Below are 24248 nucleotides of genomic sequence, written 5' to 3'. Positions count from 1 at the left end.
GAAATATACCATTCTAACATTCAAATTTATAAACGGTTCAAATTGGTTTGGAATAATTTTTTAAGTTTGAATCCTGTTTATAAAACCTAATAAATAATTTATGAGAAAGAGATCTTGGATAGCGGGGCTATTTGGTCTGGCAATGACCTGGCAGGTCAGTGCACAGGATGCCACTGCTGTAAAGTACGCTTCTACCATTACGGCAGAAGATCTGGAAGAATACCTGACTTTTTTGGCTTCTGATGAAATGGAAGGAAGGGATACCGGAGAAAAAGGGCAGAAAATGGCTGCTGAATATCTTGCCAATTTCTATGAAGGCCTTGGCCTTAAGGGCCCGGTAGATGGCAGTTATTTTCAGAAATTTAATCTTTCCTCCGTTTCTTACCCTCAAGTGAGTTTGAATGTAGGGAAGCAAAAGCTAAATAACAACGAAGACTTTATATTTATAGGAGATGCCGATATGTCCAAAGCTGCCAAGACAGACTTGGTATTTCTTGGCTTGGCCAATGAAGAAAATCTTGCAAAGGTGGACATCAAAGGTAAGCTCGTTGGACTTTGGGCTATTGGGTCAAGGGCCCAGACAGTAGTGCCAGAAGTAATGGAAGCCGGTGCTGCGGGCATTGTGATTGTTACTATGGAAGGTCAGGCTAATTTTGATAGAATGGCCAATTGGTACAAGTCGCTAAGTGGCAGGGGAAGATTGGGTTTTGAGCAGCCGACCAAGCAGGAGCCGATTTTTCTGGTCAGTAGCGATATGATGTCAAAGCTGTTTGACACTCCTGTAGAGATTCTGAAGGAAGCCGCCAAGAACAACCCGGAGTCTATCAAATCCCAAAAGGTAAACTATCAGGTTAAGAAAAACACCAAAGTAGTTCCTACTGAGAACGTATTGGCATTTTTAGAAGGAACAGACAAAAAAGAGGAAGTAATCGTGATTTCTTCGCACTATGACCATACGGGAATAGACAGTCAAGGAAGAGTGAATAACGGAGCAGATGATGACGGTTCTGGTACGGTAGCCGTGATGGAAATCGCCCAAGCTTTTGCCCAAGCTGCAAAGGACGGTCACAAACCTAGAAGAAGTATCCTTTTTCTAAATGTCACTGGAGAGGAAAAAGGGCTTTTGGGCTCAGAGTATTATTCTGATAACCCGATATTTCCACTGGAAAACACAGTAAATAATCTGAACATAGATATGATCGGTAGGATAGATTATGAATATCAGGATGCCGAAGATCAGGAATATATCTATGTGATCGGGTCGGAAATGCTTTCTTCCCACCTGAAAGTGATCAATGAATACAATAATATTACTTATACCAACCTGAAGCTTGATTATAGGTATGATGCTGAAGATGACCCAAACAGGTTTTATTACAGGTCAGATCATTATAATTTTGCCAAGCACAATATCCCGGTAATTTTCTTCTTCAATGGAGTGCATGATGATTACCACCAGCATACAGATACAGTGGATAAAATTGAATTTCCATTGATGACAAAAAGGACCAAGCTTATCTTTCATACTACTTGGGACCTTGCAAACAGGGAGCACCGCACACCTGTAGACGGTTCCAATACCAGAGGAGAAAGATAAAAGCTATAAATAGCTATATTTTAAGAATTCAGACCTGCCAGGCAAATTGCTTGGCAGGTCTTTTTTTGCTTTGGGATAAAAATACTAAATTCATCACAACCCAAAGTCAAATAACTATGAAACTTCAAATTTCTCTATTCCTGATTTTAATAAGTACACAGCTGTTTGCGCAGCAGGTACCTTCTAAAGAAATTCAGATCAAAACAGCCCTTATGGCCGCACCTGAAGAGTTGAAAAGCGGTGCAATGGTATATGGTTACAATGATAAAGGTGATTTTATAGTGCTTAGAAAAGGAAGCAATGACCTGATCTGCCTTGCGGATGATCCAAACACTCCCGGGTTTAATGCTTCTTGCTATCACAAAGAATTGGATGAATTTATGGAAAGGGGCAGGCTGCTTAGGAAAGAAGGGAAAAATTCCAAGGAGATTTTTGATATAAGAGAGGAAGAAGTCAAAAGCGGTAAACTCAAAATCAAGGATGGAGCAACACTTTTCGTTCTTACTGCTGATGAGGAAGATTACAATAAAGAAAGCGGTGAAGTAAATAATAGCTATCTAAGGTATGTGGTCTATATTCCATGGGCCACCTCCGAAAGTACTGGTTTACCTTTGCGGCCATCAGGACCAGCGATGCCGTGGATCATGGATCCGGGAACCCATAGGGCGCATATCATGATCAATCCGCCAAGAGATTAGATTTGAGATTTGAGAAGCGAGAGACATGAGATACGAGAAGTAAGACACGAGATGTGAGAAAAAAAAGAAACAAGAGAGGTCTTTTTTGGCCTCTAAGGTATTGAATAAGAGAGATTAGAGACGTGAAGAGGGAAAATAGATGCGAGAAACAAATAGTGTAGCTGGAAGTTCAATGGCTAAGTGGAGGGATGTTATTTTTGTTTGCTTTTGAAAATTTCCCGGTTACGGGACAAGTAGTGGTTCAATAATATTTTTTTAGGGAGAGCCTTATACAAATCCTGGAATTTAAAAGTTATTACTTATTCTTCCACTTGCCCTTGGTCTTCATTTGATTTCTGTTCTTTTTGGCTTTTGAGTTCTTATTGCCTCTTTTCTTTTCCTTCTGGAAAGGGTTGGGCTTGGGTCTTGCCCTCTTCTCGTGAAAGCCCCCTTTAAAATCAGGATTCTCTTTTTTCTTTTGATTGTCTATCTCCCTTGCGTAAAGTTGACTTTCTTCAAAAGGAGTATTGGGGATGGTGACAGCTTCCGGGATTTGCACTACAGGTACCTGCATGCGGATAATTTCCTCGATTTTTTCAAAGTGATATACTTCAGCAGGATTCACAAAAGTAATGGCTATTCCTTCTTTTTCCGCTCGTCCAGTTCTTCCTATTCTATGAACGTAATCTTCATAGATCAGGGGGACGTCAAAATTGATCACATGTGAAACCATACTGATATCCAGCCCTCTGGCTGCTACATCTGTGGCTACAAGGATCCGGACAGTGCCAGCTTTGAAGTCATCCATGGAATTGATTCGGGTATTTTGCCCCTTGTTGGCATGGATTACACGTATTTCACCTAATTTTTTTCTTTCCAGATAACTGTAGACAGATTCTGCATTCTTTCGGGACTTGGTAAATACAATAATCCTATTCAAAGTTTCATCTATCAGGAGGTGTTCCAAGAGGTTGATCTTGGCTTTGATATTAGGTACCTCATATTTGACCTGGTGGATGGTCTCAGCAGTGGTGGCTTGGGGTGCCACTTCGACCCTCTCAGGAAATTCCAAAAACTCCTGAGAGAACTTTTCCACTTTAGGGCCAAAAGTTGCTGAAAAGAGCAAGTTCTGCCTCTTGGTAGGGATGATTTCCAAGATTGATCTGATCTGAGGCATAAAACCCATGTCCAGCATTTTATCTGCTTCATCGAGAACCATGGTTTTGATTTCCCGGGTGAAGATTTCACCTTTTTTGTACAGGTCCATAAACCTTCCAGGTGTAGAGATGATGATATCGACCCCTGTCTGTAATTTTTCGATCTGAGTCTTTGGGCCCAGTCCTCCATAAAGGCATACATACCTAAGATCTGTATACTTACCGAATAAAATCACTGCCTCTTCGATCTGCATGACCAACTCCCTAGTGGGAGCAAGTATGAGTGCCCTAGGGTGCATTCCTTGGGCATATTTGGCTTTCATCAATATGGGAAGTACATAGGCGGCTGTTTTTCCTGTACCTGTCTGGGCTATACCTAATACATCATGTCCGGAAAGCGCCAAAGGGATGGCCTTTTCCTGAATAGGAGTAGGTTTGGAAAACCCCGCCTCTTCCACTGCATTCAAAAGTTGCTTGTTGAGTTTGAAATTTTCAAAAGTTTGAATAGCCTCGGACATGGTATTGATTTATTGGATAAATGAAAATGAAAATGAAGGAAACCCAAATGGGTACAAATGGGTTAAATTCCTGTAAGTAACCTTTCATAGAGGTAGTTTTAGTGTAATTTTAACCAACCAAAAACAGTTTTTTTATGAAAAGCATATTGATTACAGGTGCAAATATAGTGAATGAAGGTAAGATAACCCGTTCTGATGTTCTTATCAAGGAGGGTATTATTTTCAATGTGGGAAATGATCTTTCTGAATTTGAGGCGGATATGACAATTGATGCTTCTGGAAAACACATTTTTCCAGGAGTAATTGACGATCAGGTGCATTTCCGGGAGCCAGGACTGACCCACAAGGCAGATATTTATTCAGAAAGCAAAGCTGCGGTCGCTGGCGGTGTGACTACTTATATGGAAATGCCCAATACAGATCCACAGACGGTTACCATTGAGCTTTTGGAAGAAAAATTTGCCATTGCCAAGGAGAAATCCCTGGCCAATTATTCTTTTTTCTTCGGAGCTACCAATGACAATATTGAAGAAATACTCAAAGTAGATCCGGAAAACGTCTGCGGAATCAAGGTCTTTCAGGGCTCTTCTACCGGAAATATGCTGGTGGACAATCAGGAGAGTTTGGAGAGGATTTTCCGGGAATGCAAACTATTGATTGCTACTCATAGTGAGAATGACGATATCATCAAGGAAAACCTGGCCAAATACAAGGAAGAATACGGTGACGACATTCCCATGAAATACCATCCCAAGATCAGGTCTGAAGAGGCCTGTTTTGATGCTTCCAAAAGAGTGGTGGACATGGCCAGGAAATATGGAACAAAACTGCATGTGCTTCACATCAGCACTGCTAAGGAAGTTAAGCTTTTTGATGACAGGATTCCTCTGGAGGAAAAAAGGATTACAGCTGAAGCGTGCGTTCACCACTTGTGGTTTTCTGAAGAAGATTATGAGGAAAAAGGTACGCTGATCAAGTGGAATCCCGCTGTCAAAACTGCAGCAGACAGAGATGCTATATTAAAAGGAGTGATTGACGGCAATATTGATATCATTGCGACAGACCACGCTCCGCATACACTTGAAGAAAAAGATAACCCTTACACCAAGGCGCCATCTGGAGGTCCTTTGATCCAACACAGTCTAGTCGCAGTGCTTGATTTGTATCACCAAGGTAAAATCAGACTGGAGCAGGTGGCAGATAAAATGTGCCATAATCCGGCCATTTTATTTGAAGTAGAAAAAAGGGGCTATATCCGTCCGGGATACCACGCCGACCTTGCTATAGTTGATCTGAACTCTCCATGGAAAGTGTCCAAGGAAAATATTCTTGCCAAATGTGGGTGGTCTCCATTTGAAGGACATGAGTTCAAGTCCAAGGTGACCCATACGATCGTTTCCGGGCACTTGGTGTATGAGAAAGGGACATTTCATGAAGAAAAGAAAGGGGAAAGGATAAAATTTTCCAGAAAATTTGAGTAGATGTTTGTGAAGTCAAAAGCGTAATATTACATTTGCACTCCATTCGGATAGAGTTCCGAATGAAGTTCAAAAATGGTGATTGTAGCTCAGCAGGTTAGAGCGCTGGTTTGTGGCACCAGAGGTCGCCGGTTCGAATCCGGTCTTTCACCCATAGCCCCTTCCTAGGAAGGGGTTTTCTTATTTTAGTACCTTAGACAATGGAACCCAAATGGCACAAATTTTGTCTAAACTGTAATAAAAACTAAGAGGTATGTTTACTTTATTTAAACCTTCGCCAAGGTTTCCTCAAATCAAAAGAGTAGATCTTAAAGCTGTGCATCTTTACTTGACCAAATTCGAAGAATCCATCAGGAACTTTGAGGAAATACAGAAAGAAAGAATCGCTTCACATTAATCCAAAATTCCAAAGGCCATAGCAATATGGTCTTTATTTTTGTTCATAAATATTTTTCTTTCAGGCTCAAAAGGGTATTTTTATGCAAATCTAAATAACTTTTATCCTTATGAGTTATATCCATTTTGACAAGACCCAACTTATTAACCTGAATTATTCGCTGGATAGGGAAATTATCCGTACCAACCGTGGTGGATGCTATACCAGTACTACCATTATAGGGTGCAATACCAGAAAATACCATGGTTTGCTGGTAGCGCCCCAACCTCAGATAGACGAACAGCTGCATGTCATGCTCAGTACTGTTCATGAGACAGTGATCCAAAGGGGAGCTAGCTTCAACCTGGGCATCAATAAATATCCGGGAAACTATTCACCTAGGGGTCATAAATATTTAGAGGACTTTAGTTCTGAACCAATACCCAAACTGACTTACAGGGTTGGAGGGGTGCTATTACAGAAAGAATTGATTCTGGACACCAATAGAGACAGAGTAATGATCCGCTACACGCTGCTTGATGCACATTCCCCTACCAAAATCCGCATTAGTCCTTTTTTGGCATTCAGAGGCTATCATAACCTTTCCAAAGCAAATAATCAGATCAAAGAGGAATATGAGAAGATTCCAAATGGAGCAAAATTCCAACTGTACCCACAGTATTCTCCTCTGTATCTTCAGCTGTCCAAGAAAAATAAGTATGTCACCTCACCGAATTGGTACCATAATATTGAATACATCGTCGAGCGGGAAAGAGGGTATGAATATCAGGAAGACCTGTTTGTGCCAGGATATTTCGAGTTTGATATAGAAAAAGGAGAATCTGTTATATTTTCTGCCGGCCTGCTCGAAGCAGATCCCAGCACCAGACAAAGGGCTTTTGAAAAAGAAATAGCCAGGAGGATTCCGAGAAATAATTTTGAAAATTGCCTGAAAAATTCAGCCGGTCAGTTTATTCAAAGAAGAGATGGCAAGACACATGTCATTGCGGGATACCCTTGGTTTGGCTGGTGGGGCAGAGATACCTTTGTGGCATCTCCAGGACTTACCCTTACTCAGGGCGATAAAGATACATTTTTGGAAATCATGGATACCATGGTGGCAGATTTGCACGGACCGCTTTTCCCAAATGTAGGAAGCGGGGTAATGCGCAATTTGGCTTCCATGGATGCCCCACTCTGGTTTTTTTGGTCTTTACAGCAATATATAGCATTCACAGGGGATAAAAATACGGTCAAGAAAAAGTATATGGGCAAAATGAAAGGTATCATTGATGGCTTTATCAAGGGTACTGATTATAATATCCACATGCTGGAAAATGGGCTAATTTATGGTGGAGAAGAAGGACTGGCCCTGACATGGATGGATGCGGTCAATTCTGACGGACCTGTCACTCCTAGAATAGGTTGTCCGGTAGAGGTCAACGCTCTGTGGTACAATGCCCTCCTTTTTTATTCGGAACTGTCAGGAGATAAAGAGCTTCCTTCCCTTGCAGAAAAGGTCAAAGCTTCCTTTATCGAGTATTTTTGGGATGAGGAAAAAGGATATTTGGCTGATTATGTAGATGGCTTTTATAAAGATTGGTCCATAAGGCCCAATATGCTCTTCGCCACCTCACTGCCCTATTCTCCATTGGAAGAAAATCAAATGGAATCGATTTTGGAAATCGTTAAGTCAAAATTGCTAACCAGTAGGGGTTTGAGGTCATTGGCGCCGGATGATCCGGGCTACAAAGGCTACTATCAGGGCAATCAATATTTCAGGGATATCGCCTATCACAATGGAACGGTATGGGCATGGCTCCTGGGACATTTTGTGGAAGGCTATCTCAAATTGCATGGAAAGTCGGGTAAGCACTTTGTCAATAAAATAATCCAGGGTTTTGATGGGGTGATGACCCAATACGGAATAGGCACAATAGCAGAAATTTACGATGGTGATGCACCACACAGGCCCAAGGGTTCCATTTCCCAGGCCTGGAGTGTAGGCGAACTCCTTCGGATGATGTATTTAATCAATAAAATATAAAACACTAATTTTTATCTATGAAGGTTTTAATGTTTGGATGGGAATTCCCCCCGCATATATCAGGTGGTTTGGGTACGGCATGTTATGGATTGATCAAGGGTCTGAATGTCCATAACCAAGAGGTGATTTTTGTTGTTCCAAAGCTATACGGAGATGAAGAGCCTTTGGCTGATTTTGTCAACGCCAGTGAGGTGGAGGTGGATTATAGGGAAAAGAAATTCCAGGAAACGTGGGAAAACCTTACATATCTAGAAATTAACAGTTATTTGGTGCCATACTTGGGCCCTGAAGAATTTGAGAAGTACACAGACTACACCTTACACCACAGCAGCGATATAGATGAAACCGTTTTTTCCAATAAATTTCAATTTTCCGGAAAATACGGAAAAAACCTGATGGAAGAAGTGGCCCGTTATGCCCTGGTCGCCACGCAGATTGCCAAATCAAAAGACCATGACCTGATCCATGCCCATGATTGGCTGGCGTATCCGGCCGGGATAGCAGCAAAGGAAATCAGCGGAAAGCCATTTATAGCCCATATACATGCTACCCAATTTGACAGAGCCGGACAAGGCGGTGCTTCAGGTCCTGTGTACGAAATAGAAAAAGCAGGCCTACAGGCAGCAGATCATGTTTTGGCAGTGAGCCATCTGACCAAAAAAATTGTCGTTGAAAAATATGGTATACATCCCGATAAGGTGAGTGTATTGCACAATGCCGTTTTGGATGCCAGTATCATCAAGTCGGATATCCAAAAACATGTTCCTGAAAAAATCGTCACCTTTTTAGGTAGAATTACCTATCAGAAAGGACCGGAGTATTTTGTGGAAGCTGCCAAAAAAGTCATAGAGAGAGATCCAAATGTAAGATTTGTGATGGCAGGAAATGGTGATCTTCTCAACAAAATGGTGGAGCGGGTAGCAGAACTGAAAATGGGGACCAAGTTCCACTTCACCGGGTTCCTCAAAGGCAAAGATGTGGATGACATGTATGCCATTTCCGATGTCTACGTGATGCCTTCTGTGTCTGAGCCGTTCGGAATTGCACCTTTGGAGGCAGTAAGACACAATACACCTGTGATAATTTCCAAACAATCGGGTGTAGCTGAGGTCTTGAGAAATGCCATCAAGATTGATTTTTGGGATGTGGATGCCATGGCGGATGCCATTTTCGGTCTTCTACATTACCCAAGTATAGCCAAGATGTTTAAGGAATTGGGCAGCGAGGAATTAAAAAATCTGAAGTGGGAGCATGTAGCTGCCAAACTAGTAACTGTTTACGAAAAACTACATAATCAAAAGCCATGAGAACCATCTGTTTTTACTTTCAGGTACACCAGCCATTGAGGATCAAACCTTACCGTTTTTTCGATATAGGTGACGACCACTATTATTGGGATGATTATAGCAATAAAAGCATCATCAGAAAAGTAGCGCAAAAGTGCTACCTTCCGATGAATGCCCTGTTGTTGGATATGATCAAGCAATATAATGGGAAGTTTAAAGTGAGTTTTTCCATTTCCGGAGTTTGCCTGGATCAATTTGAGTCTTACGCTCCTGATGTATTGGAAAGCTTTCAGAAGCTGGTAGCTACGGGTCATGTAGAATTGCTCAGTGAAACAGATGCTCACGCCCTTAGCGCACTTGCCAGTAAGACGGAATTCAAAAGGATGGTAGATGCCCACAAAGCTAAAATCAAAAGGCTTTTCAATGGGTATGAACCCAAGGTTTTCAGGAATACAGAGTTGATATATTCTGACAAAATCGGTGAAATGGTAGCTGATATGGGATTTGAAGGCATGCTTACAGAAGGAGCCAAGCACATATTAGGCTGGAAGAGTCCGAATTTTGTTTATGAAAACAATATCAATCCCAAGCTCAAAATTTTGCTTAAAAACTTCCAGCTCAGTGATGATATTGCTTTTAGATTCAGCAACAAAACCTGGTCTGATTATCCTTTGACTACAGAGAAATTTGGCAAATGGCTAAATGCAATTCCAAAAGAACAGGAAACGGTGAACCTGTTTATGGATTATGAGACCTTTGGAGAGCATCAATGGGCTGAAACCGGAATATTTGAGTTCATGAAGGCTTTGCCCAATATGGTTTTCAATCAAACAGACTTTTCCTTTAGCACCCCTTCTGAGGTGGTCAAGGGAGGCAAACCAATAGCCAAGATCAATGTGCCTGTGCCGATATCATGGGCGGATGAAGAAAGGGACCTAACGGCCTGGCTAGGAAATGACTTACAGAACGAAGCCTTTTCGAAGCTTTATGAAATGGAGGAAAAAATCAGGAAAATAGACGATCCGGAAATATGGAAAGACTGGACTTACCTTCAGACTTCAGATCATTTTTACTACATGTGTACCAAGTTCTTTTCTGACGGGGCAGTGCACTCCTATTTCAGCCACTACGAAACACCTTACGATGCATTTATCAATTATATGAATGTATTAAGTGATTTTATCTTAAGGGTAGAAAACAAGGTAAAAGAACTGCAGGCAAGCTGATCTTTTATTGAATTTAATCTTGCAATTTGTATCAAACGCGTAGAAAAGAGGGGCTTGTGAATTATTGCAGGCCCTTTTTCTTTAAAATAAAATAATCATGAAACACTCATTTGCATTATTATGTCTGCTCTCATTGATAATGGTGTCCTGTGGGCCGCAGACGGATGGGGAAGACAAGCAGACTGAAAAAGAAATCGTCCGGTATGACAGACCTGATGCCAGTATTTTGAAAGGAGTGTACATCCCTGAAGGAAAGGAGTATTTTTATACTTCAGGACTGGTAGCTCCCGCCAAAAATCCCGATGCAGAACCCGGTACTTATGAACGGTATGGGGATATGTACGAACAGAGCATCGGGATCTTGAAAAGAATTGAAGAAACCCTTGACGAGGGAGGCTTCTCTATGGAGGATGTATTTTTTCTGCGGGTATATCTTGCTCCGGACAAGGATGGAAATATCGACTGGAATGCCTGGTTCAATGCTTATGGGGAATACTTCAACAATGATGCGAACCCAAACAAAGTAGCCCGATCCACTATAGCTGTGTACGCACTTGCCAACCCTGACTTGCTTATAGAAATAGAAGCCGTTGCTGCCAAATGACCTGGAAACAATTTGCCCTGCTGTGCTTTCTCAGCACTGTCATCAGCTCCTGTGCATGTGATCCCGAACGAATGGTCAGAGGGATGATGTGGGGCTTCAACAAAATGGTGGGGGAAGGATATTTTCCATCGGACGAAATACTTGAATTTGGGGATTTTGAAAGGGTGGAAGTAAATATGAACCAGCAGCGTATTGATGGGGAAGATAAAAGTTTTATAGAATTGCGCTTTTACAATGGCAAGAATCCCGCTCTTCAATATCAGCAGGAGAACATAGCCTTCAGGTGTGCTGAGTTGTATGCAAGAGATTATTCCAAGATAAAAAATTATGATCAGGTAATCGTGTATTTTATTTTCAGCGACCCTGTCAATCCGGAAAATTATGCCATAAATGAGTACAGCTTTGAAATAGCGGAATTGTTGAACAACCAAAATCCAGAACCATGATTCACCAACAAGAGTTTAAGCATCCTCCTGTCAATACAGGAGATTGGTTTATCACCATATTGATTACCAATATTCCTTTAATAGGGCTGGTGATGTTGATAGTTTGGGCCTTTGATTCTGAAGGCAACCCCAACAAATCCAATTGGGCTAAAGCCAAATTGATCTGGTATTTGCTCGGATGGGGACTTGTAATATTGATTTTGATGATTGTAGGGTTTGGAGCTATTTCCGGGATTTTTGAGGATTTGATTCTAAATGGATAAAATAAGATTTAATGCAGATTAAAGCGATTTGTACTGATATAGACGGTACACTACTAAACGGGGACAGGGTACTGTCCGAAAGATTACTTCAGGCAATAGCTAACTTACCTCACGACTTTCCGGTCATACTTGCTTCATCCCGCATGCCGGATGCTATGCGCCATTTGCAAAAGGATATGGACAGGCTTGGAGAGCCCTTGATTTGTTACAATGGAGGTTTTGTCATTCATGACGCAAAAAAGGAAATCATTGACGATGTATCCATTTCCCTGGAACAATGTGAAGCTTTGCTAGGGATTGCCAATGGAACCCAAGTGCATGTAAGTTTGTACCAAGGTGAAGACTGGTTTGAGCCACAGTTTGATTACTGGGCAGAAAGAGAGGCTAGGAATACGCGTGTTGACCCTACCGTTCGGCCCTTAGATAAGGTATTGGCCTTGTGGAAATCCCGGGAAAAAGGTGCCCATAAGGTCATGTGCATGGGGCCTGCCGAAGAGATAGATGCATATTTCAACAATGCCCTACGACATCTGGGAGATGACTTACACCTTTATAGATCCAAGGATACTTATATAGAAATCGCTCCAAAGAAGATCTCAAAAGCCTCGGCACTTTCCTTGCTTCTAGAACGGAAATATCAAATATCGATGGATGAAGTAATGGCTTTTGGTGATAATTATAATGATATCGAAATGCTCAAGGCAGTAGGGCTGGGAGTGGCGGTAGGAAATGCACGGGAGGAAGTCAAGGCCATAGCAGATCGTGTGACTTTGAGTCACAAAGAGGATGGCGTAGCTGCGATGATTGAAGAAGTATTGTTGGGTTGAACCTCTTATAGCAAACCTTCTCCACCTTCAGCATCCTCTATTGCCCTGGATAAAAATTCATGGAAAGGCTTCATCAATTGAAAATGATGGATGGCCTTTTCTTTATAATTTCCCGATTTGATTTCTTCATCGCTGAATGATGTAGAAACAATGAAGCTTTTGTGCCTCAACAATTCGATGTAGGGATGTCCTGCATCATAATCCCGGGGACTGGTCTTGAGTTTTTCACCTTCCATTCCTCCAAAGGCTTCCTGGAACTTTGGTTCAGTCAAAATATTTTCAAGTTCTTTGCCGGAATAGTCAATTTCCTGTCGGATATTTTTCAGCACCTCACTTGGAGGCATCCAAATACCTCCAGCTATAAAACTTTCACCGGGCTGTATATGGAGATAGTAACCAGGGCCGTTTGATTTTTTGCCACCGACAGAAAAGTAAGCCGCCAAATTGGTTTTGTATGGGGCCTTATTTGGAGAAAAACGGATGTCCCTATTTTGTCTAAAGACACAGTCTTTGGGTTTGAATGCACTGAGTGCAGGTTCCCATTTGCTGATTTCGGATAGGAGTTCAGCCACATCTTGCAGGAATTCGGCCCTTACCTCCTGGTACCAGTCCCTGTTTTCGTCCATCCATTCTTTGTGGTTGTTTTTGGCGAGTTGGGATAAAAATGACAGGTAGTTTTTGCTCATGCTTGAATAAGTAATATTTTTTCAAATTAGTTTAAATAATAAAAAAAATAGTTTTAATAATTTTTAGTCTTTGGCTTTTTCAGTGAGGTATTTCCAGTAGCGCTTCGGGACATGCTGTAGATGGAGTTTGATATTTCTCCTCGAAGCAATATTTGTGGCCTTAAAGTAACTCTTCCATAAATTTTGAAAACCCTCTTCTGATTCATCTAAAGTGATACAGCTTCCACTTGGAGTCAGGTCCGCGGAAGGTTGATTAAGTTCCACAGGGTATACCTCTTTTAAGTCGTAATAAATCCCGTATTTCCTTTTAGTGTCAAAAATCATCCATTTTTGATCTGCGTACCGGCTTTTGAAATGATCGGCTATGATTGGCAATACATCAAAGTCAGGAGAAATGATTGCACAATAGGTACCATCTGAAGCCCTTTGGAATCTGACAAATGCAGTCATTCGATGTCTTTCTCTGCTCAATTTTTTCAGGGCCTCATGCAGGGTCAGGACAGAGGGATTTCCAAAATCTGCCAATACATTTGTTTTCCTTTGGAGCATGTACCGGATGACCTCAAAAATGGTCTGTCCTATGGTGGGCGTTTCAGTTAATGTTGCTTTCCATAGTGATTTAAGCCCATTTTTACCCAAGTACTTGATAATTTGATCCTGGACGCGCCTGCTTTTTTCTAAATCAGTTGCTACCCTTACTTTTTTTCTAAAAAAAAGCTCGCAATCATTTCCTTCAGGTATAAGGTCAACATCGACCAGTTTCTGAGCATAGATTTCGAAAACAGAGGTCAGTAAGCCGTCAAATGTATTTTCAAATACTACCTGATTCATGAGAACAAGGATAATTGATTGGAGAAGTTTCCCCGGTACTTACTGCTGCTATGCTGTAAAATCAATCGCCTCAGGTTATCACTCTCCCATTCTACCAAAGGTTTATTTTTGCCTGCTACCATAAAATACTTGGCACGGTTGATGGCTATCCCAAATTTTTTGAGGGTTTTCATATCAAGTCTGCCAAAGCGCCTTGCTGCTATGATTTTTTTGGCTGATTTGACTCCGACTCCCGGAATTCTAAGAATGGCATGAAGGTCTGCTGTCTGTATATCAACCGGGAAAAATTCCCTGTTTCGCAAGGCCCATGAAAGTTTTGGATCAATCTCTAAATCAAGATTGGGATGCTTTTCATTGACGATCTCTGAGGCATCGAATTGATAAAAACGCATCAGCCAATCGGTCTGATAAAGTCTGTTTTCGCGGACCAATGGAACTGGGGTCCCCAACTGTGGGAGATTTTGATGAGCCAATACGGGGACATATCCAGAGTAATAAACCCGCTTAAGATTAAAGTTTTTGTAAAGAGAAGTGCTCGTTTGAATTACTTCAAGGTCTGATTCATTGGTTGCGCCTATGATAAGCTGGCTAGACTGTCCTGCTGGAGCAAACTTGGGGGTGGATTTGATCAGTTTTCTTTCGGACCTAAACTGGATAATATCGTTTTTAATGGACTCCATTGGTTTGATCATTTCTTTGTGATCTTTTTCCGGAGCTAGAAGTTTTAGGCCGGATACGGTGGGAAGTTCCATATTGACACTAAGTCTATCTGCATAGGCTCCTGCTTGACGCATAAGTTCATTACTTGCCCCTGGGATAGTTTTTAGATGGATGTAGCCATTAAACCGATGTTCTTCTCTGAGTTTTTTGGCTATCCTTACCAGCCTTTCCATGGTATAATCGGCATTTTTGAAAATCCCTGATGACAAAAACAGTCCCTCAATATAGTTTCTCCTATAAAAGCCTATGGTGAGGTCTATCACTTCATCTACCGTGAAAGCAGCCCTTTTGATGTCATTGGATTTTCTTGATACGCAATAAAGACAATCATAAATGCAATGGTTGGTAAGTAGTATTTTCAAAAGCGAAACACAACGCCCATCTTCAGTGTAAGTATGACATATACCCATTCCACTGCTGTCTCCCAACATTTTGTCCGGATTCTTTCTCTTGCTACCGCTAGATGAACAAGAGACATCATACTTGGCAGCATCTGCTAATATTTCTAATTTTTCCTTTACCCTATCCCAATTCATTATCTGTTGAATTGTTAATTTTATTGACAATTCTAGTTCTTTTAGGATACGGTTATTCCAGATTATTTCAAAATTTATTAGAGGTATAGCTTAAAAATGTCAATGATTTTAACAAATATCGGTATGTGTATTATTTATCAGATAAAATCCACCAGGCCCTCCAGCTTCATGCCCCTGCTTCCTTTGATCAGGATCAGGTGACCTTCGAATTTAGAATCCTGAAGCCAGTTGCGAAATGAAAAGGGATCAGGAAAATAGAGAGACCTCATAGGTGCCTTGGATAATGCTGCCTGTACATATATCCCGGTAAAACAGATTTTATCGAATTCATATTTGGAGACCAGTTCTCCCAGCTTGGCATGTTCTTCCTCAGTGCTGTCTCCCAGTTCATACATGTCACCCAAGATGATCATTTTGTGTTTTTTTCCGGTCATTTTCCCGAAAGTATCTATGGCCACTTCCATGCTGGAAGGATTGGCATTGTAGGCATCTAGGATGATCAGGTTGCTGCGCTTTTCTACCAATTGGGAGCGCATGTTGGCAGGATTGTACGCTTTGACGGCCTCTACTGCTTCTTGCATAGGCACATCGAAAAATTTACCTATTGTCAGGGCATTGGCAATATTGCCAAAATTGTATGCCCCGATCAAATGCGTGGTATGGATCGTGGCATCGCCTTCCACCCTGAATTGCACAAAGGGATTGGCATTTTCAAAAACCACTTCACAGAAATCGCCCTTGGCGGGATACAAGACCGGATTTTCAAAACGCTTCGCCATATTGGATAGGATAGGGTCTTGGGAATTGATGAATACAGTACCCTTGTTTTCCCGAAGATGCTGAAAAAGTTCAGTCTTTGTTTTCAATACTCCTTCCGGTCCGCCCATTCCTTCCAAATGGGCCTTGCCGATATTGGTGATAAATCCATGCGTGGGATCTGCAATGTCGCAAAGCTCTTTGATGTCCCCCTGTTTGTTGGCCCCCATTTCAATTATGGCAATCTCAGTATCATCAGGAATGGCCAATAAAGTCAGGGGTACTCCGATGTGGTTATTCAGGTTGCCCACTGTGGCAGCAGTTTTAAATTTGGTTTTCAGTGCAGCGTGTAGCAGTTCCTTGGAAGTGGTTTTTCCGTTACTTCCTGTCAATCCTATGATTGGGATGGAGAGCTGCTTTCTTCTATAGTTAGCCAATTGCTGCAAAGCTGTCAGGGCATCATCCACCAAAAAATAGCGTTCGTCTCCGGAAACGGCAAACTTTTCCTCATCGATGACGACAAGGCTTGCGCCAGCTTCCAAGGCTTTTGGGGCAAATTCATTGGCGTTGAAGTTGGGGCCTTTGAGGGCAAAAAAGATATTGCCCTTTGAGACGTGTCGGGTGTCGGTGCTTACGCCGCTGCTATTTCTGAAATGTTTATAAAGTAGCTGAATATCCATAATTGTAATTAAATCCTTAAAATTAACGTAATACTGATATCCTATATCATTTGGAATCGTTTAATTTTAGGTTTCTACAGTAAAGTGTCCTGATGAAGTATTTCACCGCAATTTTGTTTATGTTTTCGAGCTTTTTGTCATTGGGACAACAAAATTTCACTTTTGACCGGTCGATTTCCATTTCAGGCCCTGAAGGCTTGGTCAATGTGCCTTTTTCTCCCGGGATCAATGCTGCACAGATCAATGAAATGGATACCAATGGTGATGGAGTGGAGGAAATGGTCATTTGGGATATCAATTCCAGGAGGATATTGGTCTTTGCCGTGGACGAAGACGGTGGATGGAATTATCTTCCTGAGATGTGCCTTTACTTTCCTTCTGATGTCAATGGGTTTTTGGTTTTGGCAGATTTTGATGCGGATGGGAAAAAGGATCTTTTTACCTCAAGTCCTTTTGGAATCAAGGCATACAGGAATGTGAGTTCTCCTGGCAGCGCTTTTCCCCAATGGGAAGTTGCCCAGAATTTTCTCCGCCTGGACAATGGATCCAATGTCACAGCCAACAATCTGGACACTCCTTTGATCGCGGACATTGATGGGGATGGAGATTTGGATATTCTGACCTTCAATTTTGCCATTGGGGACTATATAGAATTCTACAGAAACACCAGCATGGAGCGAAAAGGCAGCCCGGATATTGATGGCTTTGCTTTTCCCGAAGCCAGGTGGGGAGGTTTTGAATTTTGTGATTGCGGAAGCTTCAGTTTTGGGGTTACCTGTTCAGGGATGCCCATAGGGTCCGTGGATGAGGAACTACCTGTAGGCCGGATACTTCATGCAGGAGGGCATTCTCTGCTTTATGCCGACTTTGATGGAGATGGGGTCAAGGACCTTTTGATGGGGCAGGATGAATGCAATACTTTATACTACCTGCCCAATAAGGGAAGCAACAGCAATCCCATTTTCGATGAATTCCAATTGAGTGTGCCCGGCTTTGGAACGCTTCCTGAATTCCCGGTCTTCCATGTGGCAGCACTTTGGAAAGAGCGGCTTATAGTCAGTTCTCTCGCCTCTGGTTCATCAGCTGCTTTTCAGGCAGATTATAGCAGCAATATTTTTCAATCTTCTTCAGAAAGCACTGGTTTCAAGCCTTTTATTCAGGATCAGTTGTTGGATTTGGGAGAAAATAGCAGGCCTTTCTTTCGGGGCTTTGCCAACGAAGGGGAGCTTATTGTCACCTCCAATGCTTTTGTCGAAGGAAAAGTGGTAGGCAAAGCCAGTTTGATCGGGGTAGAAGGAGACAACTGGCAGTTGAAAGATTCTGATTATCAAGGCTTGTCGGAATTGGGTTTGCTTGATCTGCAATACCTGGAATATCAGAGTCAGGGAGGCAGTCGAAGCTATTGGCTGATTGGAACGGATACTGTAGACCTTTCTTTGTCAAGAAGGGTTTTCAAAAGTAATTCTGCGGACTTGGAGCAAAGAACAGAGGTTCGCATCTCTTCCCTTCAACTGATGCCTTTGGATCAAATAGAGTTTTTTGCTTATGAAGGAAAAAATTACCTCTTGCTATCAAGGCAGCTTGGGGAGTTGATCCTGTTATCTGCAAATGATGAACTGGATGCTTTTGAAATAAAGGAAAGGCAGTTTTTGGGCTTTGCCGATAATCCTGCCAACAGAAACTTGCAGGTTCATGTAATAGCTGGCTCGCAGCCTTCACTTTATGCCATTGACCAAAGGGGGATTTTGAATTTTATTCCTGATTTTATGAATGAGGCAGAAAGAGAGCAAGTACAAGTCAGGGCCGAAGGAGATTTCGTCCAAGGGAGATTTGGTAGAATCACGCCTCTTTCCAGTATGGGCCTGCCTTTTGAAAACAGAAAGGATTTGATCCTAGGTGCATCGGGAGGAGGTATTGAAGTGCTGCGCAATGAAAGTACAGTGGCTCCTCCTGCGGAAGGAGTTCAAGTGAATGTTTTTCCAAACCCTTCCCAGGGTGTATTTTCTGTTTTGAGCTCCTCCGCCCTGAGCCTAAGGATTGTCAATACCTTAGGGCAGGTCATTGCCGAGGATTTGACTGTGGATGCCAATAGAGTCAATTCCTATGACTTTTCATTTTTGCAGCCAGGGATTTATATTTTGGATTTCCGGACATCGTCTAACAGGAAAATAGTCCGAAAACTGATCGTACGTCCTTGATTTTTGTAGCTATCCGTACTGGCACGGATAGGGAATTACCGTTTTGAGGGGATTTTATCTGACTAAAGGATCATTCAATTTTATCCTATCAAATAAAGTCCCAACAAAACCAATACAATGATGAAAAAGCCAATTTTGACATTAGCCGCTGCTATCCTGATCTCAGGGAATCTGGCAGCACAGGAGTTGTTTACAGGAGTAGGTGCCAAAGGCTACTACAACAAGGTCCTCAAAGGACAGGATGCTTTTTATATCCCCCAGTTTCAGATCGGTTTCGAAACCTATTCGGAAACGGCACAGGTTGTACAGGAAGGAAAGCTCAGCAAGCTTCAGAATACATTTGAAGCGCATAGCAAAGGTGGGCAATATGCCGGAGGGCAAAAAGGGTCTGCCAAAGTGACCACTATTTTGGATGCAGGTTTGAGCTTGGAGGATTTCCAGACTTTGGCCAATGACTTCCAAAGCATTCTGGAAAATGAGATTGAAAAATCAGGATTCAAAGTTCTCAGGATGTCGGAAGTAGATGGGATGGAAAGCTTTGGGAAGATCAAGGAAAAATTCGATAACAAGACTGACAAAAAACAGGGTAAAGCCTCTTCTGATGACATAGGAACCGGAACGGTGAAGGTGATGCCGGATCTCACGATTTTTATGTTTGATGAAAAGTCTGTAATGAAAGGGGGAGGGCCTGCTTTTTATACCATGTTGAAAAAGACGCATGCTGAAACCAATGCAACAATGATACTTCAGAATCTGAATGTTGATTTTTCTACTGTAGAATTGGATGTGCAGTTGGATGCAGGACGAAAGGGGAAAACCACCACAGCGGAGATGAAGGTTTTACCGAAAATGAGGATCAGTTCGAATTCTTTTGATTTCATTGGGCCAAAGGGTGGTCCAAGTTCAGCTCCTGCTTCATTGAATGGAGAGTTTGTTTCTGATAAAGAATACAATGCCAGGATATATTCTGATAAAAAGAAGGCAGAAAGCCTTTTTAGCCAGTGGTTTTCATTGAAATCAAAACCCAGTGTGGATTTTGATCCGAGAATTGTAGAAATAACTAGGGAGGACTATATGACAGCAGCAAGAGATCTTTTTACCCAGTACAGCCAATCATTTGCCAACACATTGGTCGTTGGGGCCGGGGGAAAGTAAGGTAACTTACTTGACCAAGCCGGGGTGAAAGCTCCGGTTTTTTTTATAAGTTAATGATTTTCTCTAATTAATATACCAGTCGCAGCTCTTGGGTTTTGCGTGGTATATCATTCAGTTTTTATTCAAGTCATTAAAAATCAGATCAGATTATTGGCATAGGCAAATTTTATCAGACCGACCAAGGTGTTGGTTTTGGTTTTCCTGAAAATGTTTTTTCTATGGGTTTCCACCGTCCTTTCCGAAATGAATAGTTGCTCTGCAATGTCTTTGTTGGAAAATTCCTTGGCGATCAATTTCAGGATTTCTCTTTCCCTATCTGTCAGGAGACGTTCTTCATCGGGAAACTGAAGACTGTTGATGATGATTCTGTTGATGTCATTGGAGAGGTAGATTTTCCCGTTCTTGATTGTTTCAATGGCTTGTAAGAGCTCCCGGTGGGAATCATTTTTCAGCACATATCCGGAGACACCTTCTTTGAGGATTTCTTTTACGAGGTGGGTTTCATCATGCATACTGAGCATAAGAATCTTAGTGTCAGGGCTGATTTTTTTGACCAGCCTTACCAGGCTTAGTCCATCCATGTTTGGGAGGTTGAAGTCTGTAATCAGAAGGTCAACTACGTTTTTTTTCAAAAAATCCAAAGCATCTTCAGCGGAGTGGGCTTCACCGCAAACTTCAAGTGATGCCTCTTTGGAAAGCAGGCTTTTGATCCCATCCAGTAGAATAGCATGGTCGTCGACTAGGAAGACTTTCATAAAGTTTTTTTTATATCTGATTGTTAATACCTTAGGTTAAATGTAAGATTTGTGTGTTTTGATAGCTATGCGCATGGGCTTATACATTTTGATTTTTATAGCTTAGAGGCATTTCTATAATTAAGCTATTTCCCTTTCTATTAGGGGAAGTATCCAAATCCAGACTTGCATTGATGCGGTTCAAACGGGATTGAATATTTCTCCATCCGTTTCCTTTGCTATTTTTTAATAGCTTTTGATCGAAGCCCATTCCATCATCTTCTATCATCACACTGATTTCATTTTCGTGTTTTACAAGTTGAATTTGGATTTTTTGAGCTTCTGCATATTTGAGGATATTGTTTATCCATTCCTGAATGACTCTGTAAAGCGAAATTTCCTGAAGTTCATCCAGGCGCTCTTCCAGGCCATGGATGTCAATGTCGATTTGGACTTTACCACTGCTGTTGATTCTTTGGGCAAATTCGCGGATAGCTTCTTTCAGCCCGTATTGGATCAAGGTAGCCGGCATGAGATTAAATGCGATATTCCGGATTTCAGTATGCATCTCCTTGAGAATGGATTCGCTTTTTTCCACTACCCCAATTTTATTCTGGATATTTTCAGTTTCATTCAGTCGGGAAATGTTCAATCTAAGAGCAGAGATCAATTGCCCAAAGCCATCGTGAAGATCCTGTGCAAATCTCTTCCTTTCGTTTTCCTGTGATTCCAAAGCAGCATTAATATATGCTTCCTTGACCTCTAAAGCTTTCTGCTGAAGTAAGAGTTGTTTTTCTTTGGCCTGGCGGCTTTTTGCTAAAAAATAAATGACCAATAGGGCAGCTATTGCCAATACTAGGATCAGCAAGGCAAATATGCTGCGTTGGAAGGATTTATCCCTTTCCAGGAGACTAAGCCTTTGCGCTGCAATTTCTTGATCTTTAAGTGAGGTTTGGTACTGAATTTCCAGGTCTTTGGCTATTTCAGCCCTTTCGGTATTAAAGAGAGAATCTTTGATGGTGAGTAAGTTGCTCAGACTGTTTAACGCTTCAGGGTAATTCCCCATAGCTTTATGGATTTTATGCTGTTCATCATAGATCCATTTATACATTTCGGCATATTGCGATTTTTGGGTGTATACAATTCCGGAATCCAAATAGATGAGTGCCTGATCATATTTTTTATCTTGATTTTCGGTCATGGCAGCATTGATATACACCACCGCTATGGCGTAGTAATTATCAGTCTTGAGAAAAAGATCAAGAGCTGCCAGGTTGTATTTTCTTGATTTTTCAATGTCTCCAGCAAGTAAATAAGCGTAGGCTATATTGCCAATGGTAGGAGCTACAGACATGGAGTCCAGTAATGGCAATAAGGTCAAAACTTTATCGTAGTAGTAAATAGCGCTGTCGGGTTCATTAATTTCACTGAAAGCGGCCCCGGTAATATTTAGGCCCAGAACCTGCTCATTTATATATTTTTCTCCTGCTTCTTCGGCGCTAATAAATGTAAGTTTTCCGTACTCTATTGCTTTATCAAAGTCATGGAAAAGCCTATGGTTTTGGGAAAGGGATTTATACATAGAGCTGATGAGGCCGGGGTTCCCTGCTTTTTTGGCATGATCAAGTGCTTTGAATGAAAAAGCAATGGCTTGGTCATACAAACCTGCCACTTCATAATAATAAGAGATTCTGTAGTGAAAATCTGTAAGCTCTTTATGGTCATTTAATTCGGTTAAGATGGGTAGCAATTCTTTTTCTACCTGCATCATTTTTTCGCGGTCGTTTGTCCTGCTATAGTGTTTGTGTTTGGCAATCCAAAAATCTTTAAGCTCTTCCTCACTGGAAATCTTTGATTTTACGAATTCAAAAATTGATTCAGCCTCATTTTCTGAACTTAGGGCAGAGTCCAGTAATGAGGCCAAACTTTGAGGCTTCGCTTCAAGAATAAATAAAAAGACTAGGATGAAAAACGACAGAAAATTTTTCATTTGACCATATTTGCCATTAAAATAGCTAAATATGATATTTATTGGTTAAAAAATTAAAATAAAAAATAGAAGGTTTTCGCTGATCTGGAAAAATGGAGCCTAAGCTATCAATAGCTCTCATTTTCATTTGGAAAGGACCTGCTTTTTACATCTGAGATATAATTTTGGACTGCTCCGGTCATGACTTCCTGAAGGTTGGCGTATTGTCTCAAAAATCTCGGCTTGAATTCCTGATTAATGCCCAGCATGTCGTGGACTACCAAAACCTGTCCGTCCACATCCCCTCCGGCTCCGATACCGATTACTGGGATAGTTACTGATTCAGCTACTTTCTTGGCAAGAGTGGCTGGGATTTTTTCGAGGATAATGGCAAAGCAACCGCAGGCTTCCAATAGCTTGGCATCTTCCAGCAATTTTTGGGCTTCGGCCTCTTCTTTTGCCCTCACCGTATAAGTCCCGAATTTGTATATGGACTGGGGAGTAAGTCCTAGATGTCCCATCACCGGGACACCTGCACTGAGTATTCTGACCACCGATTCTTTGATCTCCGAGCCGCCCTCTACCTTCACAGCATGCGCTCCGGACTCCTTCATGATACGAATGGCTGAGCGGAGTGCTTCTGAGGAGTTGCCTTGGTAAGAACCAAAAGGAATATCCACTACCACGAAGGCCCTTTTTACAGCACGTACCACGGAGGTGGCATGATAGATCATCTGGTCCAAGGTAATGGGTAGGGTAGTTTCATGTCCGGCCATCACATTGGAGGCGGAATCACCTACCAAGATGATGTCAGTCCCCGCAGCATCTACGATGCCTGCCATGGAAAAGTCATAAGCGGTGAGCATGGAGATCTTTTCCCCACGGTTTTTCATTTCCTGAAGAATGTGTGTCGTGATTCTTTTGATATTGGAGGATTGATGGATAGACATGGGTGATCAGTGAAGGTGTACAGTTTGGTTTTCGGGCGTAAGATCTACGGTAATATGCTCATTGAGCGTGGTGGCTAATTCCAGCCCCGTATAATCCGGAGTGACAGGAAAAAGCTTATGGCTTCTATTGACCAGAACAGCTACTTCCATTTTTTTGATAGGCATGTCCAAAAATGGCTTAAGGGCATATACCAGAGTTTTGCCGGTATTGAGAACATCATCGACAATGATCACGCAGCGGTCCGTCAGGTTAATGTCTTCTGAGAGGTTGACATCTCCTCTGTATATATCATTTTTGTCAAGATGGATTTCCAAAACGGTGGTTTGGATCGGGGAAATTTCCTGTAGGTTTTCTGCCAGCAATTTTGCCAGATAATGGCCCATGCCGGTGATTCCTGCAAAAATCACTGAGGATTCGCTGGCATTTCTTTCAAAAATCTCGAAGGCCATTCTGGTGATTTTCTGCCTGATCTTTTTTTGGTCCATGACCAAAGTCTTGGTGCTGCTCATGTGCTGATATTAAAAGCCATT

Annotated in this window: 22 protein-coding genes and 1 tRNA gene; 14 read left to right on the top strand and 9 right to left on the bottom strand. The window is 41.8% G+C overall.

What is annotated here, in order from left to right; genetic code table 11:
* The first annotated feature begins 100 nt into the window (after window positions 1–100).
* Window positions 101–1597: a M28 family peptidase gene (locus tag EGN73_RS14380; RefSeq protein ID WP_219291202.1), complete on the top strand. Its 1497-nt coding sequence runs from the start codon at window positions 101–103 to the stop codon at window positions 1595–1597.
* A gap of 116 nt (window positions 1598–1713) precedes the next feature.
* Window positions 1714–2295: a hypothetical protein gene (locus tag EGN73_RS14375; RefSeq protein WP_219291198.1), complete on the top strand. Its 582-nt coding sequence runs from the start codon at window positions 1714–1716 to the stop codon at window positions 2293–2295.
* Window positions 2296–2590: 295 nt separating this feature from the next.
* Here the strand turns inward: EGN73_RS14375 and EGN73_RS14370 are convergent, their stop codons facing one another.
* Window positions 2591–3949: a DEAD/DEAH box helicase gene (locus EGN73_RS14370; RefSeq protein ID WP_219291195.1), complete on the bottom strand. Its 1359-nt coding sequence runs from the start codon at window positions 3947–3949 to the stop codon at window positions 2591–2593.
* Between the two features lie 134 nt (window positions 3950–4083).
* Between EGN73_RS14370 and EGN73_RS14365 the strand changes: the two genes are divergently transcribed.
* From EGN73_RS14365 to EGN73_RS14320, 10 genes are all read left to right on the top strand, one after another.
* The gene (locus EGN73_RS14365; RefSeq protein ID WP_219291192.1) at window positions 4084–5430 is read left to right on the top strand and encodes a dihydroorotase; all 1347 of its coding nucleotides are present in this window, start codon (window positions 4084–4086) and stop codon (window positions 5428–5430) included.
* 74 nt (window positions 5431–5504) lie between these two features.
* Window positions 5505–5580, top strand: a tRNA-His gene (locus EGN73_RS14360).
* Window positions 5581–5680: 100 nt separating this feature from the next.
* Window positions 5681–5824 (top strand): hypothetical protein, encoded by a 144-nt coding sequence (locus EGN73_RS14355; RefSeq protein ID WP_219291189.1) that lies wholly within the window; start codon window positions 5681–5683, stop codon window positions 5822–5824.
* 109 nt (window positions 5825–5933) lie between these two features.
* The gene (locus EGN73_RS14350) at window positions 5934–7850 is read left to right on the top strand and encodes an amylo-alpha-1,6-glucosidase (protein WP_219291186.1); all 1917 of its coding nucleotides are present in this window, start codon (window positions 5934–5936) and stop codon (window positions 7848–7850) included.
* A gap of 17 nt (window positions 7851–7867) precedes the next feature.
* Complete coding sequence (locus EGN73_RS14345) at window positions 7868–9157, top strand: glycosyltransferase family 4 protein (protein ID WP_219291183.1); 1290 nt, start codon at window positions 7868–7870, stop codon at window positions 9155–9157.
* Window positions 9154–10362 (top strand): glycoside hydrolase family 57 protein, encoded by a 1209-nt coding sequence (locus EGN73_RS14340; RefSeq protein WP_219291179.1) that lies wholly within the window; start codon window positions 9154–9156, stop codon window positions 10360–10362. The genes EGN73_RS14345 and EGN73_RS14340 overlap by 4 nt, the downstream gene beginning before the upstream one ends.
* Window positions 10363–10459: 97 nt before the next feature.
* The gene (locus EGN73_RS14335) at window positions 10460–10966 is read left to right on the top strand and encodes a RidA family protein (RefSeq protein WP_219291176.1); all 507 of its coding nucleotides are present in this window, start codon (window positions 10460–10462) and stop codon (window positions 10964–10966) included.
* Window positions 10963–11412: a hypothetical protein gene (locus tag EGN73_RS14330; protein ID WP_219291173.1), complete on the top strand. Its 450-nt coding sequence runs from the start codon at window positions 10963–10965 to the stop codon at window positions 11410–11412. Before EGN73_RS14335 ends, EGN73_RS14330 begins: the two co-directional genes overlap by 4 nt.
* Window positions 11409–11675, top strand: a complete 267-nt coding sequence (locus tag EGN73_RS14325) for a hypothetical protein (RefSeq protein ID WP_219291170.1) — start codon at window positions 11409–11411, stop codon at window positions 11673–11675. The genes EGN73_RS14330 and EGN73_RS14325 overlap by 4 nt, the downstream gene beginning before the upstream one ends.
* An 11-nt stretch (window positions 11676–11686) precedes the next feature.
* Window positions 11687–12502 carry a Cof-type HAD-IIB family hydrolase gene (locus tag EGN73_RS14320; RefSeq protein WP_219291167.1) on the top strand — a complete coding sequence of 272 codons (816 nt, stop codon included), beginning with the start codon at window positions 11687–11689 and terminating at the stop codon, window positions 12500–12502.
* Window positions 12503–12507: 5 nt separating this feature from the next.
* Here EGN73_RS14320 and EGN73_RS14315 read toward each other — a convergent pair whose 3' ends face one another.
* The 4 genes from EGN73_RS14315 to EGN73_RS14300 form a co-directional block, all read right to left on the bottom strand.
* Window positions 12508–13188: a DUF2461 domain-containing protein gene (locus EGN73_RS14315; RefSeq protein ID WP_219291164.1), complete on the bottom strand. Its 681-nt coding sequence runs from the start codon at window positions 13186–13188 to the stop codon at window positions 12508–12510.
* 63 nt (window positions 13189–13251) lie between these two features.
* A complete protein-coding gene (locus tag EGN73_RS14310; protein WP_219291161.1) occupies window positions 13252–14019 on the bottom strand; it encodes a TIGR03915 family putative DNA repair protein in 768 nt (255 codons plus the stop codon).
* Window positions 14016–15275 (bottom strand): putative DNA modification/repair radical SAM protein, encoded by a 1260-nt coding sequence (locus EGN73_RS14305; RefSeq protein WP_219291158.1) that lies wholly within the window; start codon window positions 15273–15275, stop codon window positions 14016–14018. Before EGN73_RS14305 ends, EGN73_RS14310 begins: the two co-directional genes overlap by 4 nt.
* Window positions 15276–15412: 137 nt before the next feature.
* Window positions 15413–16711, bottom strand: a complete 1299-nt coding sequence (locus EGN73_RS14300; RefSeq protein WP_219291155.1) for a UDP-N-acetylmuramoyl-tripeptide--D-alanyl-D-alanine ligase — start codon at window positions 16709–16711, stop codon at window positions 15413–15415.
* Between the two features lie 92 nt (window positions 16712–16803).
* On the opposite strand from EGN73_RS14300, the gene EGN73_RS14295 reads away from it, so the two are divergent.
* Window positions 16804–18909 carry a T9SS type A sorting domain-containing protein gene (locus EGN73_RS14295; protein WP_219291152.1) on the top strand — a complete coding sequence of 702 codons (2106 nt, stop codon included), beginning with the start codon at window positions 16804–16806 and terminating at the stop codon, window positions 18907–18909.
* 120 nt (window positions 18910–19029) lie between these two features.
* The gene (locus tag EGN73_RS14290) at window positions 19030–20064 is read left to right on the top strand and encodes a hypothetical protein (RefSeq protein WP_219291149.1); all 1035 of its coding nucleotides are present in this window, start codon (window positions 19030–19032) and stop codon (window positions 20062–20064) included.
* A gap of 137 nt (window positions 20065–20201) precedes the next feature.
* Here the strand turns inward: EGN73_RS14290 and EGN73_RS14285 are convergent, their stop codons facing one another.
* The 4 genes from EGN73_RS14285 to EGN73_RS14270 all read right to left on the bottom strand — a co-directional run bounded on the left by EGN73_RS14285 (window position 20202) and on the right by EGN73_RS14270 (window position 24227).
* Window positions 20202–20819: a response regulator gene (locus EGN73_RS14285; protein WP_219291146.1), complete on the bottom strand. Its 618-nt coding sequence runs from the start codon at window positions 20817–20819 to the stop codon at window positions 20202–20204.
* Window positions 20820–20898: 79 nt separating this feature from the next.
* Window positions 20899–22788, bottom strand: coding sequence for a sensor histidine kinase (locus EGN73_RS14280; RefSeq protein ID WP_219291143.1), 1890 nt, complete (start codon window positions 22786–22788; stop codon window positions 20899–20901).
* A gap of 107 nt (window positions 22789–22895) precedes the next feature.
* Entirely contained in the window at window positions 22896–23717 is an 822-nt protein-coding gene (panB, locus tag EGN73_RS14275) for a 3-methyl-2-oxobutanoate hydroxymethyltransferase (RefSeq protein ID WP_009032845.1), read from the bottom strand.
* 6 nt (window positions 23718–23723) lie between these two features.
* The gene (locus EGN73_RS14270) at window positions 23724–24227 is read right to left on the bottom strand and encodes a phosphoribosyltransferase family protein (protein ID WP_219291140.1); all 504 of its coding nucleotides are present in this window, start codon (window positions 24225–24227) and stop codon (window positions 23724–23726) included.
* Window positions 24228–24248: the final 21 nt, after the last annotated feature.

The organism is Arthrospiribacter ruber, from assembly GCF_019343195.1.
GTDB classification, from domain to species: domain Bacteria; phylum Bacteroidota; class Bacteroidia; order Cytophagales; family Cyclobacteriaceae; genus Arthrospiribacter; species Arthrospiribacter ruber.
This window is presented reverse-complemented; position numbering and strand designations above follow the sequence as displayed.

Bases quoted from the DNA above. Each gene is read 5' to 3' on its own strand.
- EGN73_RS14270 (WP_219291140.1), bottom strand. From the start codon at position 24,227: ATGAGCAGCACCAAGACTTTGGTCATGGACCAAAAAAAGATCAGGCAG.
- EGN73_RS14325 (WP_219291170.1), top strand. From the start codon at position 11,409: ATGATTCACCAACAAGAGTTTAAGCATCCTCCTGTCAATACAGGAGAT.
- EGN73_RS14295 (WP_219291152.1), top strand. From the start codon at position 16,804: ATGAAGTATTTCACCGCAATTTTGTTTATGTTTTCGAGCTTTTTGTCA.
- EGN73_RS14335 (WP_219291176.1), top strand. From the start codon at position 10,460: ATGAAACACTCATTTGCATTATTATGTCTGCTCTCATTGATAATGGTG.
- EGN73_RS14320 (WP_219291167.1), top strand. From the start codon at position 11,687: ATGCAGATTAAAGCGATTTGTACTGATATAGACGGTACACTACTAAAC.
- EGN73_RS14370 (WP_219291195.1), bottom strand. From the start codon at position 3,949: ATGTCCGAGGCTATTCAAACTTTTGAAAATTTCAAACTCAACAAGCAA.
- EGN73_RS14375 (WP_219291198.1), top strand. From the start codon at position 1,714: ATGAAACTTCAAATTTCTCTATTCCTGATTTTAATAAGTACACAGCTG.
- EGN73_RS14300 (WP_219291155.1), bottom strand. From the start codon at position 16,711: ATGGATATTCAGCTACTTTATAAACATTTCAGAAATAGCAGCGGCGTA.
- EGN73_RS14340 (WP_219291179.1), top strand. From the start codon at position 9,154: ATGAGAACCATCTGTTTTTACTTTCAGGTACACCAGCCATTGAGGATC.
- EGN73_RS14285 (WP_219291146.1), bottom strand. From the start codon at position 20,819: ATGAAAGTCTTCCTAGTCGACGACCATGCTATTCTACTGGATGGGATC.
- EGN73_RS14365 (WP_219291192.1), top strand. From the start codon at position 4,084: ATGAAAAGCATATTGATTACAGGTGCAAATATAGTGAATGAAGGTAAG.
- EGN73_RS14350 (WP_219291186.1), top strand. From the start codon at position 5,934: ATGAGTTATATCCATTTTGACAAGACCCAACTTATTAACCTGAATTAT.
- EGN73_RS14315 (WP_219291164.1), bottom strand. From the start codon at position 13,188: ATGAGCAAAAACTACCTGTCATTTTTATCCCAACTCGCCAAAAACAAC.
- EGN73_RS14330 (WP_219291173.1), top strand. From the start codon at position 10,963: ATGACCTGGAAACAATTTGCCCTGCTGTGCTTTCTCAGCACTGTCATC.
- EGN73_RS14310 (WP_219291161.1), bottom strand. From the start codon at position 14,019: ATGAATCAGGTAGTATTTGAAAATACATTTGACGGCTTACTGACCTCT.
- EGN73_RS14380 (WP_219291202.1), top strand. From the start codon at position 101: ATGAGAAAGAGATCTTGGATAGCGGGGCTATTTGGTCTGGCAATGACC.
- panB (WP_009032845.1), bottom strand. From the start codon at position 23,717: ATGTCTATCCATCAATCCTCCAATATCAAAAGAATCACGACACACATT.
- EGN73_RS14305 (WP_219291158.1), bottom strand. From the start codon at position 15,275: ATGAATTGGGATAGGGTAAAGGAAAAATTAGAAATATTAGCAGATGCT.
- EGN73_RS14345 (WP_219291183.1), top strand. From the start codon at position 7,868: ATGAAGGTTTTAATGTTTGGATGGGAATTCCCCCCGCATATATCAGGT.
- EGN73_RS14280 (WP_219291143.1), bottom strand. From the start codon at position 22,788: ATGAAAAATTTTCTGTCGTTTTTCATCCTAGTCTTTTTATTTATTCTT.
- EGN73_RS14355 (WP_219291189.1), top strand. From the start codon at position 5,681: ATGTTTACTTTATTTAAACCTTCGCCAAGGTTTCCTCAAATCAAAAGA.
- EGN73_RS14290 (WP_219291149.1), top strand. From the start codon at position 19,030: ATGAAAAAGCCAATTTTGACATTAGCCGCTGCTATCCTGATCTCAGGG.